Origin of the sequence: Bacillus sp. EKM501B (genome assembly GCF_011800505.1) — a bacterium.
Taxonomy (GTDB): Bacteria; Bacillota; Bacilli; order Bacillales; family Bacillaceae_G; genus Bacillus_A; species Bacillus_A cereus.
In genome coordinates, this window is the sequence record NZ_JAALFZ010000002.1 from 517,503 (window position 1) to 535,239 (window position 17,737).

A 17,737-nucleotide genomic window follows, 5' to 3' on the forward strand; every position below is an offset into this window, starting at 1 on the left:
GTTGGATTTCATTTAACGTAAATCTCTTTTTTTACATTTTGACTCTATGTTTATGAAAATAAATAGAAATGCGGTGAGCCTTTATGAAAATAGTAAAGCTAAATGAATCTTTTATTTTTGAATTACTTAATCTTTGCAAATCTGTTGGATGGTTACACGATGAAATTTTTATGAAAAAACAATTCGAAATGTATCTTTCTATCGGCACACTTGTAGGTTACATTCATGAAAACAAACTCATTGCGACTGGAGGAGTATTTCCCTTTACAAGTAACTTCGCTTCCATTGGTATGTTAATCGTTCACCCTAATTTTCAAGGACGCGGAATAGGGCGCATGTTGCTAAATCATTGCTTGGAACAAATTCATCCAAAACAACCCATTGCACTTATTGCGACAAAAGCTGGCGAACCTCTATACACATCATGCGGATTTCAAACAGCAACAACGATTCATCGTTTTGAAAAGCAAACTATTAAGACGTACCCTTCTCACTTACAACAAGTACAAGAAGAAGACCTTATATCTGTTACTTCTCTGGATCAAATTGCAACTGGTATGAATCGTTCTCTATTTTACTCTTTGCTATTACCAAGGGCCGTACACTCTTTTAAAATTGAAAGAAATAACTGTATAGAAGCTTTTTCATTATGCATACAAAAGGGCAATATATTATGTATCAATCCACTTATCGCCAAGCAAGAAGAAGATGCTATCCAATTATTAAAAAAGATATGTGAATGTTGGAATGGTATAGTACGAATTGATGTTCCACACTCACAATTTACATTTCGTCAATTTCTTCAAACAGAAAATTTCCAAGAAACGCTCCTTTCACCTCTTATGATAAAAAATGGTAGCCAACTTCCTGGAAATCGTAATATGCTATTTGCTATGATAGATACAGCGTTATGTTAGAAAGGAGACACCTAATTGAAGCGATTTAGCTATTTTATGGTAGGTTGTCTTACTCTTACACTATTAGTAGGATGTAGTGCAGCAGAAAAGCCAGTAGAACAAGTAAAACAAGTTAAAAATACAATTACAGCGAAACTAGCTACCGAGGAAAAAATGGTAGAAATAGATGGTCAAACCATTTACTTTAAAAAGATTGGTAATGAAAAACCACCTTTACTTATGATTCATGGCTTTGGAGGGTCATCAGATGGTTTTCAAAAAATTTACTCCGATTTAGCAAAAGATCATACAATTATTTCTGTAGATGCTTTAGGATTCGGGCGCTCATCTAAGCCAATGGATTTTTATTATTCTTTTCCAACTCATGCAAATTTGTATTATAAATTAATGAAAAAACTAGGGTATGATTCATTCGCAATACTGGGGCATTCCATGGGGGGAGAAATTTCTCTAAATTTAACATATTTATATCCTGAAGCAGTTACTCACCTTATTTTAACTGATGCTACAGGTGGCCCTCATACATTCGTTAATAAACAAGGCTCACCAAAACCACAATTGTCGACTGATTTAAATGCCGTTTCTTCTATTACAGATTATGATGAAAGCAAAGTGAAATTCAAACGTAATGATGAAGAGCATTATAATAAAATGAAATTATGGCCTAGACGTCTTAAAATTAATGCAAATGAAATAAAACAGCCAACTTTAATTATATGGGGCAGAAATGATAGTAGCGTTTCCTGGAAAGAAGGAGAAACGTATCATCAATTCTTAAAAAATAGCACTTTACATATTATTGAAAAAGGTTATCATGCACCATTTCGCCAAGAACCACAAGAATTTGTCGGGTATGTAAAAGATTTCTTTAAGAACAATCCGATTAAAGTTGAAAAATAACATAAACGGGTATCTCAAAATGAGATACCCGTTTTCATATATTAAGCAGCTTGCTTTTGGCGTTTTGGAGTTTTTGATCCTAATACTTTCGGGATAACGAAGCCATCCATTCCAAATTTCCCAGCGTTCATACCGGAAACAAGAACAAACATAGATAAGATAACCATCTCAGGGTTCACACCAATTGACCCACTAAACATATAGGAAAAGTTCATTACAAGACCAAAAAAGACCGCTGTTTTTGTTAAACAGCCTACAATTAAACCAATTCCGACTAAAATTTCTCCCCATGTTACAAGTGTATTAAACAAATCTACATTTGGAATTGCAAATTCTTGTAAGAATGATGCCCACCAAGATTGAACAGCCGGTTGTGCACCTTTAGATTTTTCAATTGCCCCTTGCAAATAACCTGTTGCATCGAATCCTTTTCCTTGTAGTTTACCGATTCCAGCCATTAACCATGTGTAACCAAGATATACTCGAATTACTGCTAATGCAAAAGAAACTGCTTTGTTTTCTCTTAAAAATTGAATAACCATATCTTCCTCCTAAAGTTGTAATTAAGTTAGTTACAGATAATATAATAACATTAGTTACTTATTTTTCAAACGTTAATTATGAATAATCTGTGACATGCGTATGAAACATTAAAAACTAACGTTTATATAGTAACTTTTATTACCTGTAAAAACTTGAACATATCATACCACAAGTGATAACCATTTTCATTGAAAAAAATGTAAAAAAAATGTGAGTTAAATGTGAAACACGTTTATTCGAATATAGAATAAACGTGTTTCACACTAATTATAGAATCGAAATGTATGTGTCTCCTCATCAATTAAACTCGCTTCTTGAAACGCTTCTTCTAACGTTTTCCCATGGTTAATAACCCCATAAAATAAGCGTATAGTAAACATAAGTGCTGCATTTCCATCTACATAATCAATCGATCCAATATATGATTTCGCACCACTATGTAAAAAAGATTTTGCTAGATTTTGCTCCCCTAACGTGCACCCGCTATTTACAATATGTGTATTATGCAATTTTGCATATTTATAAATTTCTTCTGTACCAAAATCCCCTCTCGGTTCATCTTGTTCATATACTTCTTCGCCTAACTCTTCCATGACAAACTTCCCTTCTTCACCATGAAAGCAAAAAATAATATAATTAATATTGTTAAATAAGTTCTTTCCAGAAAGAACTTCCACAAAATCTTTCGGTCTACCAATCCAATATGTCACAACCCTTGCACCAAAATATTCAAGAGATGCTCGAATTGATTGCGCTTCTAAATCCGAATTAAAACCAACTACTAATGCAATATTCAACATACAACCCCCATCCTATAATCAGCCCTTATCAATCAGAATTTTATGGGATAAATCCATTTCATATATGCCCGTTTCTTTCAAAAAATCTGATCTAGTTAAAACGACTTTCTGTAAATATTGCCTATATGCTGTAATTGTTCCATCGTGAGATACAATGCAAATTCTTTCAGCACCCAGTTCATAACACCAAAGAAGAAATTCATCTACTATTTGCTGAAAACTATTCTCTGAAATAGTGTTTATACCTTCCTTCCATAACTGATTATTTGAGCTTTCCTCTATCGAAAAATGCGGAAATAACTTTGTTATCATTCCCTGATCTACTATATAATCGCACGGTAATGTTTTCGCTCCTTCTCGATAAGGAAAAATACGTGGGGATACATATGGATGGACTAGTTTTTGACAAGCAACTTTCGCACTCCATATTGTCGCCGTTTGCAAAGTTCTAAGTGTAGGACTAACAATTAATATATCCGTCTCTTGCAATGGCACATTGCATTGAAGTAATTTAGCTTGAGCCTTTCCTACTCTCGTCAATGGTGGGTCAAACACTTGTAAACTTTCTGGTAAATCCGTTGTATGTTCACCTTCACCATGCCGAACAAAAACGATTTTCATCCTCTTCCTCCTCTCTTTATGAAATCCTCTTACATATTTCTTCCCTATCTTATACTTTATTCCTGCTATATGAAAAACTGATATGTAAAACACTTTTTACAAGGGAGAAGTGAATCAAAAAATATGAAATGGATAACCATCTTAATTGGAATGATTATATGGGGATACATAAATGGATTTTTTAGTAGTGATAAAGTGAAACTTTAATCCGTGGGGGTTTTGTTCATCCCCCACGGATTATTAGTTGAACCAATCGGGCTTTTACGGACAGTTGATCCCCACCTAACTTCTTTGCCTCCGCTGAATTTTGAGGTGGGGGTCTTACTGCCCGTTAATGCGGGATAAAACTGCTAATCCCTGGATTACAGATGATGAACGTGAAACAAAAATTAAACAAAAAGCAATTACGGCAAGCTGGTCCGGTGTTTTTATGTTTTGTACCATTAGCCTCTTAAATAAATGGTTAGGTTTAAGCACAAACGATAAATCACTTTACTTACCAGACCCTATCGCAGCTATTTTAAAGGAAAATGTAGAGTTACAAGTTTTACTCATGCTATTTGTTATGTATGGAATATTTTACTTACATTATCGAAGAAAATTAAGTGCCTAACTTCTAACTCATGATTATCCTCCTAAATGGTTATAGTAATTAGGACGAAATGAAAGGAGCGATAGAAAAATGAGTAACTCGAATGAATTTTTAGATACACTACATGAAAAACAAGCAAAAGATGAACAAAATAGAAAGCGCCAAGGGAACGGAAACCCAGCGAAAAAAAAGCCAAATAAAACGCATAAATAACAATAAAAAACTGCCTAAAATGATCTTTTAGGCAGTTTTTTATTGTTATTTCACCGAGATGACATTTTCCCAATTCCATTTCTCATAATACCACGCTGGTACATCTATATTTTCAATCCACTTCTTTTCCTGTTTCCCATCTTTATGAGCAAGCCATACATCCGCTTTCTTACGGTCTGAACGTATCCAAATTAATTGATTACTCTTCTTCATGAAGATCGGGTGGTAATCCCCTTGCTTGTTCTTTTTCTTTGTGATTTGATGCTGTGCATTACTTGTACTATCGACCTCATACAAAGATGGTAGTGGCCTTTTTTCTGGTGGAGTTTCTATCCCTGCCTCCTTTGCTCGTGAAACGATAATTACTCTATCGTTCTTCCATACAAAATCCCAATCAACATATCCTTTCGGCGTAAATATGTTCTGCTGAAGTGCTGGCAATTCCTTTACTTTTAAATGCTTATTTTCTAATGCAACTCTTCCGCTCCCTTCAATATAAGCTAATATATTTTTTGATGGTGCCCATTGAAACCATTGTGCGTTTAGTAACATTTGATCTACTTTTTCAAACCGACTGCCATCTGCACGAACTAAGCAAAGCGTATTACTATCAGCTGACCATGAAGCTGTCGGTACTGCTAAAAATGAAATCCACTTTTGATCTGGTGACCACTTAAAGCCACTTGCTACTAGCGCTAGGAAATCATCATGTTCATTTGGCAATGCATACAAATGCTTCATTTTGTGAGGATTCATATGTGCATCTTTTTGCACTTCATATAGCTGAGCCCCTGTCCATCCTGTTGGAAGTAAGTGCGCTTCAGAGGATACAAGAAAGTTCTTTCCATCGGGGTACCATGCATAATCCCCTACACCAGCCGATACATTTTCAAAATCTGCATTCTTTTTTTCTACATCAAATGTATTTAATGTACCTGTAAATATAAATGCAATTATATTTTCTGTTGGTGACCATTGATAATTCGATGCTTCTGAGTGAAACGGCGTAACTTTCTTTCCATCTTTCAGCCGATATAACTCAAGAATATTTTGTTTCTTCCCTTTTACATATGCCAGCCATTCTCCATCATGTGACCACTTTGGCCCTGTTATGTTCTCTCCTTTTGTAAGTTGTTTTTCTTTCCCCTCAACTTTAATCCAAAGATTATGATGACGAATAAAAGCAACTTTCACACTATTATTTTCTGCGCTAGTAATAGTGATAGAACACAAAAACATAAACAACACTACACTACCACTTACTATTAGCCTTTTCATACCATCACTCCATTTCCCTCATAGCATTCCTCACTTTCTTCCTACAATATGTGAAAAATATCGATTCGACATAATCAGAAAAAATTTCCCAAGAAATTTTCAATTCACAGAGGATTGGTATGAATTATGTCGAAAGTATAGTTTAGCCAACATTTATATTTATAAGTTATAACTAAAATGTAAGATTTCATTTCTGAATATTGGCACTTTTTATTAGGGGGAGTATCAATGAAAAAACTACATCTACACTATTAAGCATGGCGCTTGTCTTTTCTAGTTTTGGAGCTTTAAGCGCTCATGCTGAATCACTACAAAAGAAATATCAGTAATTGTAGAATTGCAACATGCACCTCTCGCTGCTCAAAGTAATATTCAGCATGCTCCAGATTTACAAAATAGTAATGCTCAGTCTTATCATGCTGAGCTAAAAAAAGCACAAGAAGATACGACTAAGAAAATAAAAGAAAAAGCACCTGGTGCAAAAATTAAAGAAGTGTATAATACGTTATTTTCCGGATTCTCTATTTCAGTTCCTGGAGATCAAATTACCTCTCTTGCCTCTTTACCTGAAGTAAAAGCAGTCTATCCGAACTTAACATATAAATTGCATGAAACATCAAAAAGTACTACTAACGAAGAAGCACCAAATATCGGTGGACCGACAATTGGTGCACCTGAAGCGTGGAATTTAAAAGATCCATCTGGCAAACCGCTTGATGGAAAAGGCATGAAAGTAGCCATTATCGACTCTGGCGTTGACTATACACACCCTGACTTAAAGGCAAATTATATCGGTGGATATGACACGGTTGATGAAGATAGCGATCCAATGGATGGTAACGTACATGGTACTCATATAGCTGGAATTATTGCGGGTAATGGAAAAATTAAAGGCGTTGCTCCAAACGCTTCTATTCTAGCCTATCGTGTAATGAATGACGGTGGAACTGGTACAACAGATGATATTATCCAAGGGATTGAGCGAGCGATTCAAGATGGTGCGGATGTGTTAAACCTCTCCCTTGGGCAAGATTTAAATGTACCTGATCAGCCTGTAACATTAACGTTAGAACGAGCAGCGAAACTTGGTGTTACTACTGTCGTTTCAAATGGAAATGACGGACCAAAACCTTGGTCTGTTGATGCTCCCGGTAACGCAAGTAGTGTCATTTCTGTTGGAGCATCTACGGTTTCTATCCCGTTTCCAACATTCCAAGTAGCTGGTTCCAGCAAAACATATCAAGGGTTACCGTTATCAAAATCCGATTTTCCAATAGGAAATGATTCCCCTCTTGTATATGTTGGTTATGGCAATCCAAGTGATTATGCAAAACAAGATGTGAAAGGGAAATTCGCACTTATTTTACAAGGTACTTCTAGTACATTAGTAAAAGCAGAACAAGCGAAGCAAGCTGGGGCACTTGGTGTGTTATTAATCTCTAACGAAAAAGAAATTAATATGATGCCGGAATATTTTTCGCGTGAACATCTGGTTATCCCAGTAATGCAATTATCAAATACAAATGGGGAAGAATTAAAAACTTTAATCACAAAACGAAAGAAAAATATAAAAATTGGACAACCAAAGCAAACAGAACTTATCGGTAACTTTAGTTCAAGAGGACCATCACAAGGAAGTTGGCTAATAAAGCCTGATGTTGTTGCACCTGGAGTACAAATTACTAGTACAGTACCGCGAGGCGGCTATGAATCGCATAACGGAACAAGTATGGCTGCTCCGCAAGTAGCTGGAGCGGTTGCCCTCTTGCGTCAAATGCATCCGGATTGGACGACAGAACAATTGAAAGCGGCTCTTGCTAACAATGCAAAAACATTACATGATGTCAATGAAAATACATACCCTGTTATGGCACAAGGATCTGGTTTAATTAACATTCCGAAAGCAGCTCAAACAAATGTATTAGTAAAACCTAACAATGTCAGCTTTGGTCTTATTAAGCCAAATAGCGGAAAAGTAAAACTGACGCAAAATGTTACATTACAAAACCTTTCTAGTAAAAAGAAAAGTTTTTCAACTCGTGTGGAATTACTAGATGCCAACACAAAAACAAAAGTAAAAGCTTCTGTCCCTTCATCGATTAGCATACAACCGAATAGTAGTACCGAAAAACCATTTACTATCACGGTAGATAGCTCACTACCACAAAGTGTGTATACTGGAAATGTATATGTAAAAGAACAAGGGGCAAAAGAAGAAATTCGAATTCCATTCACATTTAGTATCGATCCTAAAGATTATAAACGTATCGATGGACTTGAAATTATTAATTCTACTTTTAGCCCAAATGGCGACCACGTACTAGATGATAATCTCATCAACTACTATTTAGTTGCGCCTGTGGATGATGTAACATTACATGCAAATTTAGTTACGAAAGAACGTGTAACGTATCAAGGGATTATCCATCAAGCTAAAAATGCAACTCCTGGATACAAACCTTTCAAATGGAATGGTACAAAAGCAGATGGCACTCCTTTAGCTGACGGGCTATATCAAATCGAAGCAGTTGCTTCTAATTCTGGTGGAGAAACAAAACAAACAGCTGCTGTATTTCTTGATCGAACTGCACCTAAGTTAACACACGAAGTTGACCAAGAAAATCTCGTAATTAGAGGAAAAGTTGATGATATTCTACTAGATTGGATGTCAGAATCTGGTTGGATAGCACCTGGTATTCCAGTGAGAATGCAATATGAAATTAACGGAAATGGTGTATGGGAACAGGCATTCCTGAACCCTTGGGAGAAAAGCTATGACATTTATTTCGATCGCACTCAATTACACGAAGAAAAAAATACTATTCACATTGTAGCAACTGATGCAGCTGGCAATACCTCTAATTTAACTGTTAATTTAGAAGTGAAATAAAGTGAAGCCTTAATCAGTAGAGATTTTGTTCATCCCCACTGATTATTAGCCTTCACCAATCGGGGGTTACGGGCAGTTATTCTCCCACCGAATTTTGAGGTAGGAATTTTACTGCTCATTAACACGGGATAAAAAATTTTTGTTGACAATTTTTTTAATATAGTTTTATAATACAAAACATAGTTTAGTTGAACGAATTATATATCGGCTTTGAAGGAATGCTAGTAGCGACTTATATCACTGTCCCAGAGAACTGATGGTTGGTGCGAATCAGTACATATACAAGCGTGAATTACAATTCTGGAGCTTCTTTCCCGTAATGCTTTTTATGCATGAAGAGAAAGACGGATCTTTCCGTTATCGTAAAGTGAGTGGTAAACAATTAGTTGTTTACAAATAGGGTGGTACCGCGATTTTTATCGTCCCTATCGGATTTTCCGATAGGGACTTTTTTGCATCCATCCTCTTACACAATTTCATATATACGCGTTGAAAGAATCGCAGTAGTATCTTATATCCCTGTTACAGAGAGCTAATGGTCGGTGGAAATTAGCACATATATAAGTATGAATTACAATTCTGGAGCTTCTTTTTCGTAGTGCTTTTATGCATGAAGGAAAAGACGGAATTTTTCCGTTATCATTAATTGAGATGTAAGTATATTTTCACTTACAAATAGGGTGGTACCGCGATTCTTTCGCCCCTATCGGATTTTCCGATAGGGGCTTTTTCTATTTATCACAGAAACATATGTTAAATAATTCCGAATCTTATGATAAAATTTTATAAGCGCTTACAAAAAATGAAAGGGGGTGATACAAGCTATACGAAATCGATATTCAATTTTATTGAAAAAAAGGAGGATGTCTAAATGACAAAGAAAACAGAAATTCCATCGCATTTAAAACCATTTGTATCCACACAACATTATGATCAATACACACCGGTGAATCACGCTGTGTGGCGTTATATTATGAGACAAAATCATAGCTTCTTAAAAGACGTTGCTCATCCAGCCTATGTAAACGGATTACAATCATCTGGTATTAATATAGATGCAATTCCAAAGGTAGAAGAAATGAATGAGTGTTTAGCACCAAGCGGCTGGGGTGCTGTAACGATTGACGGGCTTATTCCTGGCGTAGCCTTCTTCGATTTTCAAGGACACGGATTATTACCAATCGCAACAGATATTCGCAAAGTAGAAAACATCGAGTATACACCTGCTCCAGATATTGTACACGAAGCTGCAGGACACGCACCTATTTTACTTGATCCTACATATGCAAAATATGTGAAACGATTTGGACAAATTGGTGCAAAAGCTTTCTCTACAAAAGAAGAACATGATGCATTCGAAGCTGTTCGTACATTAACAATTGTAAAGGAAAGCCCTACTTCTACTCCTGATGAAGTTACAGCTGCTGAAAATAATGTACTTGAAAAACAAAAGTTAGTTTCTGGCTTATCAGAAGCAGAACAAATTTCACGTCTTTTCTGGTGGACAGTAGAATATGGATTAATCGGAAATATAGATGCTCCAAAAATATATGGTGCTGGTCTCCTTTCTTCTGTTGGCGAAAGCAAACATTGCTTAACAGACGCTGTAGAAAAGGTTCCATTCTCTATAGAGGCATGTACAAGTACAACTTATGACGTAACAAAAATGCAACCACAACTATTTGTTTGCGAATCATTTGAAGAATTAACAGAAGCACTTGAGAAATTCTCTGAAACGATGGCCTTTAAAACTGGTGGTAAAGAAGGATTAGAAAAAGCAATTCGCTCTGAGAACTATGCAACAGCTGAGCTAAATAGTGGATTACAAATTACAGGTACATTTAGCGAGACAATTGAAAACGATGCAGGTGAATTAATTTACATGCGAACAAATTCGCCAACGGCATTAGCGCTTCATAATAAACAGTTAGCGAATCATTCTACTTCTGTACACAGTGACGGATTTGGAACACCGATTGGATTACTTACTGAAAATATTGCATTAGAAAATTGTACAGACGAACAACTACAATCATTAGGAATTAAAATTGGAACTATCGCTGAGTTTACTTTTGCAAGTGGTATTCATGTAAAAGGAACAGTAACAGATATTGTGAAAAATGATAAGAAAATTGCTCTTATTTCCTTTATCGATTGCACAGTTACTTATAACGCCCGCGTTTTATTTGATGCTTCATGGGGCGCATTTGATATGGCTGTTGGCTCACAAATCACTTCAGTATTCCCAGGTGCCGCAGATGCAGCAGCATTTTTCCCAATGGATGAAGAAGTTCAAGAAATTCCTGCTCCGCTTGTACTGAATGAACTCGAGCGTATGTATCAAACAGCTCGAGATATTCGAAGTGAGGGGATTTTACACGACGCGCATATCGATCAATTAGTAGCAATCCAAGAAGTATTAAATAAATTTTATGCGAAAGAATGGTTGCTGCGCCTTGAAGTATTAGAGTTACTTTTAGAGCATAACAAAGGGCATGAAACATCTGCAGCATTACTACATCAACTTTCTACTTTCACAACTGACGAAGCTGTAACACGCCTTATTAACAATGGTCTTGCGTTACTTCCAATAAAGGATGTGAAAAATGATGCTAAGATTAACTGAAGAAGAAGTTCACGAGGAATTATTGAAGGTAGATAAATGGATGGTAAAAGATGAGAAATGGATTGAACGAAAATATATGTTTTCCGACTACTTAAAAGGAGTCGAATTTGTCTCTGAAGCCGCCAAACTATCAGAAGAACATAATCACCATCCATTTATCCTTATCCAGTATAAAGCAGTTATTATTACTTTGTCATCTTGGAATGCAAAAGGTTTAACGAAACTAGATTTTGAGCTTGCAAAACAATTTGATGAACTATTTTTACAAAACGAAAATGCAATTATAAGAAAATAAAAAAGAGAAGCCTTTTTAGGCTTCTCCTTTTATTTGGAAATGGATACAATGTCCAAATGGATCCTCGACTTGTAATATTCCATCTTTGTACGTAGCAATCTTACCAATATTTTTTAAGCTTTCACATACTTGCTCTTTTTGTTTTTCATCCGCTAATACAATTGTGAAATATTTCAAACCAACAGAACCTGGCATTTGCGGTGGTACACCTTCACCTTGCCATGTATTTAAACCGATATGGTGATGATAGCCACCTGCTGATACGAACAACGCTCCATTACGAGCTGGGATTGTTACTTCAAAACCAAGACCATCAACATAGAAACGTTTCGCTTCCTCTAAATCAGCTACATGGAAATGAATATGCCCCATCACAGTACCAGCTGGAAATCCACTCCATGTACTTCCTTGCTGCAATAATTCTTCACCAGCTAACGGGTTACTAACAAATGGGAGCTCTCCATTCTCATCACGCCAAACTTCTTTTTGTCGATCATGATAAATTTCAATCCCGTTTCCATCTGGATCAGCTAAATAAAGAGCTTCACTAAAGTAATGATCGGCCCCGCCATGTAGTGGATATACCATTTCTACAAGATGACGAAGAACATTCGCTAAATCCTGCCTACTTGGTAATAAAATTGCGTAATGATATAACCCTGTTCTTCCTCTTTGCTTCGGAAAAGCTTCTTTCTTTTCTTCAATGATAAGAAGTGGTTCATCATTTTCATTCCCAAATGTAACGACTGCTTTTTCTTCTTTTAGCACCTTCATACTTAGTACTTCCGTATAAAACTCTAGTGATTTCTTTACATTAGATACGTATAAATGAACAACATCCAGTGTTGTATCGGGATGAAGTTGAAAACTCATCTTGTTAGCCCCCCATTTAAATTAGTTCTTCTTTGACATTTTTTCTTTTAAGAAATTATCTACAAAACCATCAGCTTTTGCAACAAATAAGTATGCACCCATTGCTAATAATGCAAGTTCTAATTCGAAACCAGGATTTTTTCCATCTCCCAATAAACCAGCTGACCATTTCACTTTTACGATTGCTCCAACCATAACAAGTGCAAATAATAATCCAATATATCTTACACCTAAACCTAGAATTAATAATAGGCCTCCAACTAATTCAAATGTTGCTACACCGTATGCAAGTCCTCCTGGTAAACCAATGCTTGTAAACCACCCTGCAATATTGTCAATTCCTGATTGGAATTTTGTTAAACCGTGCATGAAGAATGTTACCCCTAACACGATACGAATAATTAAGTTACCAATATGTTGATTCATTTCTTTCTCTCCTTTATAGTTTTCTTATACAAAACTTTTATTCACATTACAAAACATACACTAATTTTTTTTATTCGTCAATTCATTTTCACTGGGAAAAAATATATTTTTTTTGCTATGATACAAATAGTTGTTTACAAAAAGGAGCTTGATTTTATGAATATTGGTTCTGCAATACGTGAAATTCGTCAACGTAGGGGCATAACAATCGCACAAATTTGTGAGGGAACAGGTCTTTCTAAAGGATTTATGAGTCAGGTTGAAAATAATAAAACATCACCATCTATCTCAACTTTAGAAACGATCTCCAATTTTTTAAACGTTCCCCTTCCCTATTTATTGTTAGAGCAAAAAGATCGATTAAAAATTGTCAAAAAAGAAGAACGGAAATACAGTGTATACGGCAAAGATGAGCAAAGAATTGAACATGTTGCGGAGCAAGGGGGCCTTCGCCTATCTTTAGTAGAAATCCCTACTGGATTCCCGAAAGAAAACTCACCAAATGCCCATGAAGGGGAAGAATGTCACCTTGTATTACGCGGAAAACTAGAAGTTCAGCACGGTGAAGATATTGCAATTGTAGAAGAAGGTGATTCTTTCTCATGGAATGCATGCGTTCCTCATATTGTTCGTAATATAGGAGAAGAAACTGCATTACTACTCATCTCTAGTTATGCGGAAAATCGAAAACGTGTTTACTAAATAATAAAAAAGAAGCCTGCTAAACAGGCTTCTTTTTTATCCCCTTATAATTCCATAACTTGTCCCCACTAGTACAGTCTTTTCGTGTTGATTGCGATAAACTGACTCGATTGAAACTTTTTTATAGCCTTCCATTTGCTCAACATTTGTTAAAGTTAATTCACAAGTGATTGTATCTCCTGTGAAAACTGGTCTAATAAACTCACTTACTAATTCTCTTGCTATGTAATGTAATTCTTCGCCTACTTTCGTTCCAATGCTAGCAGTCAATAAACCATGGACCATTAATCTTCCATTTTCATCATATTCCACATGGTGTCTACCTTTATCTCCGGTAATATTTGCAAATTCAAACACCTCTTCCTCAGTAAATCTTCTTTCATATTTAAATACATCCCCAACTTTTATACTCATTTTTATCCCCCTAATAATAAACAGAATTTTCTTTTATTTTATCATAAAATGTGCCTCAATCCATTCTCTATTATCAAATCCTCAAAATTACCTCGCTAAACTTTTACTTTTCATTCATTTATCGGTGACCATCTCTTTTCGCGACTTGATATCCATAATACGCACATGTTCCATTTCTCGATAGCTCTCTAACTTCAAATCCACAGCTTCTATAAAAATCAAAATTGTTCGCAGAAGTATGTGCAAACCAGTCACCATGTGGTAGCTTTTGCAAACAAAGAGCGACAAGTTTCTTACCTAATCCCTTCCCTCTATATTCACATTTCACAACTAAATTTACTATGTTCGCGACCATGATTCCATCAGAAATGACTCTAACCATGGCAATCATCTCTTCTTCATCCCAAATTGTGAATGCCCATGTTGAATTTTCAAATGCTATCGTGAATTTTTCAATTTGCCAAGAAGGGATATTATCATTGCTCCAACCGGCATCTTCGAATAAAGTCTTAATTGCATATGCAGGTACACCATTCGTCCCCTCACGAATAATAAGTCCATTATGATAAATGTACATGTAATCCCCCCTTTATTTTTATATACCATTCTTCAAAAAATGCAATTAACCTTTTTTCATCCAACGCGCCTAATGGAATAAACGAGAACATCCATCCCATGAAATGAAGTTGTTTTCTCATAACTAAGCCCCGTTTTTCTAGCAACAAAGATTGAGGCGGGGTGGTCCGGATTAATAAGAGAAATCAATTTATTCATTCGTAACGCTTGGAAGCCATAGTCTCGAAATGCTGCCGCTGCTTCTCTCGCATAGCCTTTTCCCCAATACTGAGGTAATAACCAATAACCAATTTCAATTTCCTCTTTTCCATCTATCTGCTGCTTTACTAATCCTGCATGACCAATCCGTATCCCCGTTTCCTTTTCAATTAATACAAATAAACCGAGGCCGTTTTTATAGCTAGGAATTACCCACTCTTCCAAACTTTTTTTACATTGCATATATGTTTTTAAATTCCCATTTCCAATATAGCGCATTACTTTTTCGTTTCCCCATAGTGAAGCGTAGAACTGTAAATCATCCATTGTATATTTACGAATTTGTAAACGGTCTGTATGAAACATTCCTTCACTCCTTTCTACTAATTTCTTCTTAATTTCACAATCATATTTTGTATGCACAATAAGTGTTACCATTTATTATAAATGAATCAACCGCATAACACAGAATATTCAATCTTATAGAAACAAAAAAAGCAGTAGACAAATATTGTCCACTGCATCCATATCATAACTAGCATAAAGAAAACTACAATTGAGGGGGGTGTAGGATTTTCAAATATACTAGATACTTATCCCGTTCTAACGGGCGGTAAACTTTCCAATTGTTTCAAGTGAAAAGTTTACCGCACATAAGAACTTCCTTCGTTCATTAAGATAGTATTGCTAAATAATCATATACACGCTTAGATTTCTCTCCACCCATTCGTGCATGTTGAAGAAGAGAAATACCATGAGGACCAGATGCGCGCAATGCTTCTGGTTGAGCTACTAAAATAGCTTGTACAACTTCTAATTCACCAAGCATAGCTGCTGCAAAAATATCCATCCGAGCACCCTTTTCTAGTAAATAAAGAGCAATATCTTTACGACCTACATGTGCCGATGCGCCTAACGCACTTTCCCAATCTGATCCACCCCAATTATAAGAGGCGTGAAGTAAGCTTGGTGATTCAACCAATAGCTCTTGTACTTTCTCTAAATCCCCGTGAGCTGCCATAACAAATTCTCTTACTAATTCAATGGTAATACGCTCTTCTGTTTGCATCGCTCTTCTCCCCTTTTAGAAATTCGTTTCGGTGTAAAAAAAGGCTTGTCACTTCCCTGAAAAATATCTACATCTATGCCAAATACATGTTGAAACATTTCATGACATAGTACTTCTTCTGGTATACCATCATACTGAATTTTTCCTCGCTTTAATACAAGTAAACGATCGCTATATTGAGCAGCTTGGTTAATGTCATGTAAAACCATTATAATTGTCATTCCAAACTCCTCATTTAATCGTTTCACAAGTTCCATTACTTCCAACTGGTGAACGATATCTAAAAAGGTTGTTGGTTCATCCAATAATAAGACATTTGTACGTTGCGCTAGCGTCATCGCAATCCAAGCACGTTGCCGTTCCCCTCCTGATAAAGAATGTAAAAGACGATATTCATACCCTTCAAGATTTGTAACAGACAATGCCCAATCAACAATTTCTTCATCTTCTTTATTTAAGTGGCTACTCCATGATTTATGTGGACCTCTTCCGAACTCAATTAGTTCTTTCACTGTTAAATCTAATTGATGATCATGCATTTGTGGTAACATTGCTAATTGCTTCGCTACATCAGCACTCTTCATCATATGAATATTTTTCCCATCTAAAATGATGTCCCCTTCGCTTTGTTTCAGTAGCCTTGCTATTAAACGAAGCAAAGTAGATTTTCCCGATCCATTCGGACCAATTAAACTAACGATTTCTCCAGCCTTAATATGTACATTCATATTTTGCATTTGAAATCTTTCAGAGTGTGCGTAAAACACTTTGTTAACGGAAATCACTTTGTTTTCCTCCTCTATGAATTAAATATAAGAAGAACGGACCACCTAAGAAGGACAGTAAAATACCAACAGGCAATTCGATTGGGTCAAACCAACTTCGAGCTATTGCATCCGCAAAAACAAGTAATACCCCGCCGCCAAGGCATGATAAAGGTAGCAAATATCTATAATCATTTCCAACTAATAAACGTAGCATATGTGGTACGACAAGACCGACAAATCCAATAAGACCAGACACACTTACTGCAATTCCAGCTAATAATGTACTTACTACGATTAAATAAAACCGACTTTTTTCCACGTTATGTCCTAATAACTTTGCCATTTCATCTCCAAGCATTAACACTCGAATATGCTTAATACCAAAGAAAGCTAATATAATGGCGAATATTGCATAATAAATAATCATATTTAAATGTGCCCAACTTACACCACCAATACCACCCGCTAGCCACGGTAACACCGATTGTACTTTGTCACTATGTAATAACATTAATGCTGACGTTGCTGCACCAATTAATGCATTGATCGACACCCCTACTAAGACGATTTTTGAAGGTGGTGCCCCTTTTTGCCATGATAAAGCATAAATAACCATCGCTGTTATGAAAGATCCTAAAAACGCCCCTAGTGGTAAAAAAGCTAGATGCTGTGGGAATAAAATCATGATGACAATTGCTACAAGGCCTGCCCCAGATGAAACTCCGATAATACCAGGATCTGCAAGAGGGTTTCTCATAACTCCTTGTAGCAGTGTACCAGATGCAGCTAAACATGTTCCTACTATAAACCCAATGAGCACTCTCGGTATGCGAAGATCCCATACAATTCGATGAACTGTCGAACCTTCATCTTGTATACCCGTTAGAATATCTCGTACAGAAAAGGATAAACTTCCTGCGAAAAGACCGTAAAAGAGACCTAGGATTGTTAATACAACTAAAGTAACTGCTATTATCCATCTTTTTTTCGCAAAAGGATGTTCCTTTTCTCTTACTACTTCACTACTTTCCATAGTA

General features: G+C 36.0%; 19 protein-coding genes, 1 pseudogene and 2 other annotated features. Of the genes and pseudogenes, 8 read left to right on the forward strand and 12 right to left on the reverse strand.

Annotated features, from left to right (window positions below; all coding sequences use genetic code 11):
- Nucleotides 1-83 precede the first annotated feature (83 nt).
- Together HFD78_RS07500 and HFD78_RS07505 are read left to right on the forward strand one after the other, a co-directional pair.
- Nucleotides 84-917 (forward strand): GNAT family N-acetyltransferase, encoded by an 834-nt coding sequence (locus tag HFD78_RS07500; RefSeq protein WP_000706695.1) that lies wholly within the window; start codon nt 84-86, stop codon nt 915-917.
- A gap of 15 nt (nt 918-932) precedes the next feature.
- Nucleotides 933-1,817, forward strand: coding sequence for an alpha/beta fold hydrolase (locus tag HFD78_RS07505; protein ID WP_000819810.1), 885 nt, complete (start codon nt 933-935; stop codon nt 1,815-1,817).
- A gap of 41 nt (nt 1,818-1,858) precedes the next feature.
- Here the strand turns inward: HFD78_RS07505 and HFD78_RS07510 are convergent, their stop codons facing one another.
- From HFD78_RS07510 to HFD78_RS07520, 3 genes are all read right to left on the reverse strand, one after another.
- Nucleotides 1,859-2,359 (reverse strand): DoxX family protein, encoded by a 501-nt coding sequence (locus HFD78_RS07510; RefSeq protein ID WP_000236592.1) that lies wholly within the window; start codon nt 2,357-2,359, stop codon nt 1,859-1,861.
- Nucleotides 2,360-2,623: 264 nt separating this feature from the next.
- Nucleotides 2,624-3,160, reverse strand: coding sequence for a hypothetical protein (locus tag HFD78_RS07515; RefSeq protein WP_000931928.1), 537 nt, complete (start codon nt 3,158-3,160; stop codon nt 2,624-2,626).
- Nucleotides 3,161-3,178: 18 nt separating this feature from the next.
- Entirely contained in the window at nt 3,179-3,781 is a 603-nt protein-coding gene (locus HFD78_RS07520; protein WP_000706243.1) for a histidine phosphatase family protein, read from the reverse strand.
- Between the two features lie 334 nt (nt 3,782-4,115).
- On the opposite strand from HFD78_RS07520, the gene HFD78_RS07530 reads away from it, so the two are divergent.
- Entirely contained in the window at nt 4,116-4,394 is a 279-nt protein-coding gene (locus HFD78_RS07530; protein ID WP_002103616.1) for a hypothetical protein, read from the forward strand.
- A gap of 69 nt (nt 4,395-4,463) precedes the next feature.
- Nucleotides 4,464-4,586: a DUF4023 domain-containing protein gene (locus HFD78_RS07535; protein WP_000071866.1), complete on the forward strand. Its 123-nt coding sequence runs from the start codon at nt 4,464-4,466 to the stop codon at nt 4,584-4,586.
- 45 nt (nt 4,587-4,631) lie between these two features.
- Here the strand turns inward: HFD78_RS07535 and HFD78_RS07540 are convergent, their stop codons facing one another.
- Entirely contained in the window at nt 4,632-5,864 is a 1,233-nt protein-coding gene (locus HFD78_RS07540; RefSeq protein WP_000825724.1) for a TolB family protein, read from the reverse strand.
- A gap of 257 nt (nt 5,865-6,121) precedes the next feature.
- Between HFD78_RS07540 and HFD78_RS07545 the strand changes: the two are divergent.
- The 3 genes and pseudogenes from HFD78_RS07545 (at nt 6,122) to HFD78_RS07555 (ending at nt 11,675) form a co-directional block, all read left to right on the forward strand.
- Nucleotides 6,122-8,754 (forward strand): annotated as a pseudogene (locus HFD78_RS07545) (S8 family serine peptidase).
- A 201-nt stretch (nt 8,755-8,955) separates the two neighbouring features.
- Nucleotides 8,956-9,184: a binding site (T-box leader), on the forward strand.
- Nucleotides 9,185-9,234: 50 nt separating this feature from the next.
- Nucleotides 9,235-9,462 (forward strand) — a binding site (T-box leader).
- Nucleotides 9,463-9,625: 163 nt separating this feature from the next.
- The gene (locus tag HFD78_RS07550) at nt 9,626-11,380 is read left to right on the forward strand and encodes an aromatic amino acid hydroxylase (RefSeq protein ID WP_191968060.1); all 1,755 of its coding nucleotides are present in this window, start codon (nt 9,626-9,628) and stop codon (nt 11,378-11,380) included.
- Nucleotides 11,361-11,675, forward strand: a complete 315-nt coding sequence (locus HFD78_RS07555) for a 4a-hydroxytetrahydrobiopterin dehydratase (RefSeq protein ID WP_000979538.1) — start codon at nt 11,361-11,363, stop codon at nt 11,673-11,675. Before HFD78_RS07550 ends, HFD78_RS07555 begins: the two co-directional genes overlap by 20 nt.
- Nucleotides 11,676-11,690: 15 nt before the next feature.
- On the opposite strand, the gene HFD78_RS07560 is transcribed toward HFD78_RS07555, so the two are convergent.
- Both HFD78_RS07560 and HFD78_RS07565 read right to left on the reverse strand, forming a co-directional pair.
- Nucleotides 11,691-12,548, reverse strand: coding sequence for a VOC family protein (locus HFD78_RS07560; protein WP_000009844.1), 858 nt, complete (start codon nt 12,546-12,548; stop codon nt 11,691-11,693).
- Nucleotides 12,549-12,569: 21 nt separating this feature from the next.
- A complete protein-coding gene (locus HFD78_RS07565; protein ID WP_001071553.1) occupies nt 12,570-12,974 on the reverse strand; it encodes a DoxX family protein in 405 nt (134 codons plus the stop codon).
- Nucleotides 12,975-13,130: 156 nt separating this feature from the next.
- On the opposite strand from HFD78_RS07565, the gene HFD78_RS07570 reads away from it, so the two are divergent.
- Nucleotides 13,131-13,676 carry a helix-turn-helix domain-containing protein gene (locus tag HFD78_RS07570; protein WP_001020693.1) on the forward strand — a complete coding sequence of 182 codons (546 nt, stop codon included), beginning with the start codon at nt 13,131-13,133 and terminating at the stop codon, nt 13,674-13,676.
- A gap of 36 nt (nt 13,677-13,712) precedes the next feature.
- Here the strand turns inward: HFD78_RS07570 and HFD78_RS07575 are convergent, their stop codons facing one another.
- The 6 genes from HFD78_RS07575 to HFD78_RS07600 all read right to left on the reverse strand — a co-directional run bounded on the left by HFD78_RS07575 (nt 13,713) and on the right by HFD78_RS07600 (nt 17,733).
- Nucleotides 13,713-14,090, reverse strand: coding sequence for a hotdog family protein (locus HFD78_RS07575; RefSeq protein WP_000025015.1), 378 nt, complete (start codon nt 14,088-14,090; stop codon nt 13,713-13,715).
- 118 nt (nt 14,091-14,208) lie between these two features.
- Complete coding sequence (locus HFD78_RS07580) at nt 14,209-14,667, reverse strand: GNAT family N-acetyltransferase (RefSeq protein WP_000276114.1); 459 nt, start codon at nt 14,665-14,667, stop codon at nt 14,209-14,211.
- Nucleotides 14,668-14,723: 56 nt separating this feature from the next.
- Nucleotides 14,724-15,302 carry a GNAT family N-acetyltransferase gene (locus HFD78_RS07585; RefSeq protein WP_000258037.1) on the reverse strand — a complete coding sequence of 193 codons (579 nt, stop codon included), beginning with the start codon at nt 15,300-15,302 and terminating at the stop codon, nt 14,724-14,726.
- Nucleotides 15,303-15,537: 235 nt separating this feature from the next.
- Nucleotides 15,538-15,933 (reverse strand): ankyrin repeat domain-containing protein, encoded by a 396-nt coding sequence (locus HFD78_RS07590; RefSeq protein ID WP_001192763.1) that lies wholly within the window; start codon nt 15,931-15,933, stop codon nt 15,538-15,540.
- Nucleotides 15,900-16,718, reverse strand: coding sequence for an ABC transporter ATP-binding protein (locus HFD78_RS07595; RefSeq protein ID WP_000626525.1), 819 nt, complete (start codon nt 16,716-16,718; stop codon nt 15,900-15,902). The genes HFD78_RS07590 and HFD78_RS07595 overlap by 34 nt, the downstream gene beginning before the upstream one ends.
- Nucleotides 16,705-17,733: a FecCD family ABC transporter permease gene (locus HFD78_RS07600; protein WP_000445963.1), complete on the reverse strand. Its 1,029-nt coding sequence runs from the start codon at nt 17,731-17,733 to the stop codon at nt 16,705-16,707. The genes HFD78_RS07595 and HFD78_RS07600 overlap by 14 nt, the downstream gene beginning before the upstream one ends.
- Between the last annotated feature and the right edge of the window lie 4 nt (nt 17,734-17,737).

Bases quoted from the DNA above. Each gene is read 5' to 3' on its own strand.
- HFD78_RS07520 (WP_000706243.1), bottom strand. From the start codon at position 3,781: ATGAAAATCGTTTTTGTTCGGCATGGTGAAGGTGAACATACAACGGAT.
- HFD78_RS07555 (WP_000979538.1), top strand. From the start codon at position 11,361: ATGATGCTAAGATTAACTGAAGAAGAAGTTCACGAGGAATTATTGAAG.
- HFD78_RS07500 (WP_000706695.1), top strand. From the start codon at position 84: ATGAAAATAGTAAAGCTAAATGAATCTTTTATTTTTGAATTACTTAAT.
- HFD78_RS07535 (WP_000071866.1), top strand. From the start codon at position 4,464: ATGAGTAACTCGAATGAATTTTTAGATACACTACATGAAAAACAAGCA.
- HFD78_RS07585 (WP_000258037.1), bottom strand. From the start codon at position 15,302: ATGGTAACACTTATTGTGCATACAAAATATGATTGTGAAATTAAGAAG.
- HFD78_RS07575 (WP_000025015.1), bottom strand. From the start codon at position 14,090: ATGAGTATAAAAGTTGGGGATGTATTTAAATATGAAAGAAGATTTACT.
- HFD78_RS07510 (WP_000236592.1), bottom strand. From the start codon at position 2,359: ATGGTTATTCAATTTTTAAGAGAAAACAAAGCAGTTTCTTTTGCATTA.
- HFD78_RS07565 (WP_001071553.1), bottom strand. From the start codon at position 12,974: ATGAATCAACATATTGGTAACTTAATTATTCGTATCGTGTTAGGGGTA.
- HFD78_RS07530 (WP_002103616.1), top strand. From the start codon at position 4,116: ATGCGGGATAAAACTGCTAATCCCTGGATTACAGATGATGAACGTGAA.
- HFD78_RS07515 (WP_000931928.1), bottom strand. From the start codon at position 3,160: ATGTTGAATATTGCATTAGTAGTTGGTTTTAATTCGGATTTAGAAGCG.
- HFD78_RS07580 (WP_000276114.1), bottom strand. From the start codon at position 14,667: ATGTACATTTATCATAATGGACTTATTATTCGTGAGGGGACGAATGGT.
- HFD78_RS07550 (WP_191968060.1), top strand. From the start codon at position 9,626: ATGACAAAGAAAACAGAAATTCCATCGCATTTAAAACCATTTGTATCC.
- HFD78_RS07570 (WP_001020693.1), top strand. From the start codon at position 13,131: ATGAATATTGGTTCTGCAATACGTGAAATTCGTCAACGTAGGGGCATA.
- HFD78_RS07540 (WP_000825724.1), bottom strand. From the start codon at position 5,864: ATGAAAAGGCTAATAGTAAGTGGTAGTGTAGTGTTGTTTATGTTTTTG.
- HFD78_RS07590 (WP_001192763.1), bottom strand. From the start codon at position 15,933: ATGCAAACAGAAGAGCGTATTACCATTGAATTAGTAAGAGAATTTGTT.
- HFD78_RS07560 (WP_000009844.1), bottom strand. From the start codon at position 12,548: ATGAGTTTTCAACTTCATCCCGATACAACACTGGATGTTGTTCATTTA.
- HFD78_RS07600 (WP_000445963.1), bottom strand. From the start codon at position 17,733: ATGGAAAGTAGTGAAGTAGTAAGAGAAAAGGAACATCCTTTTGCGAAA.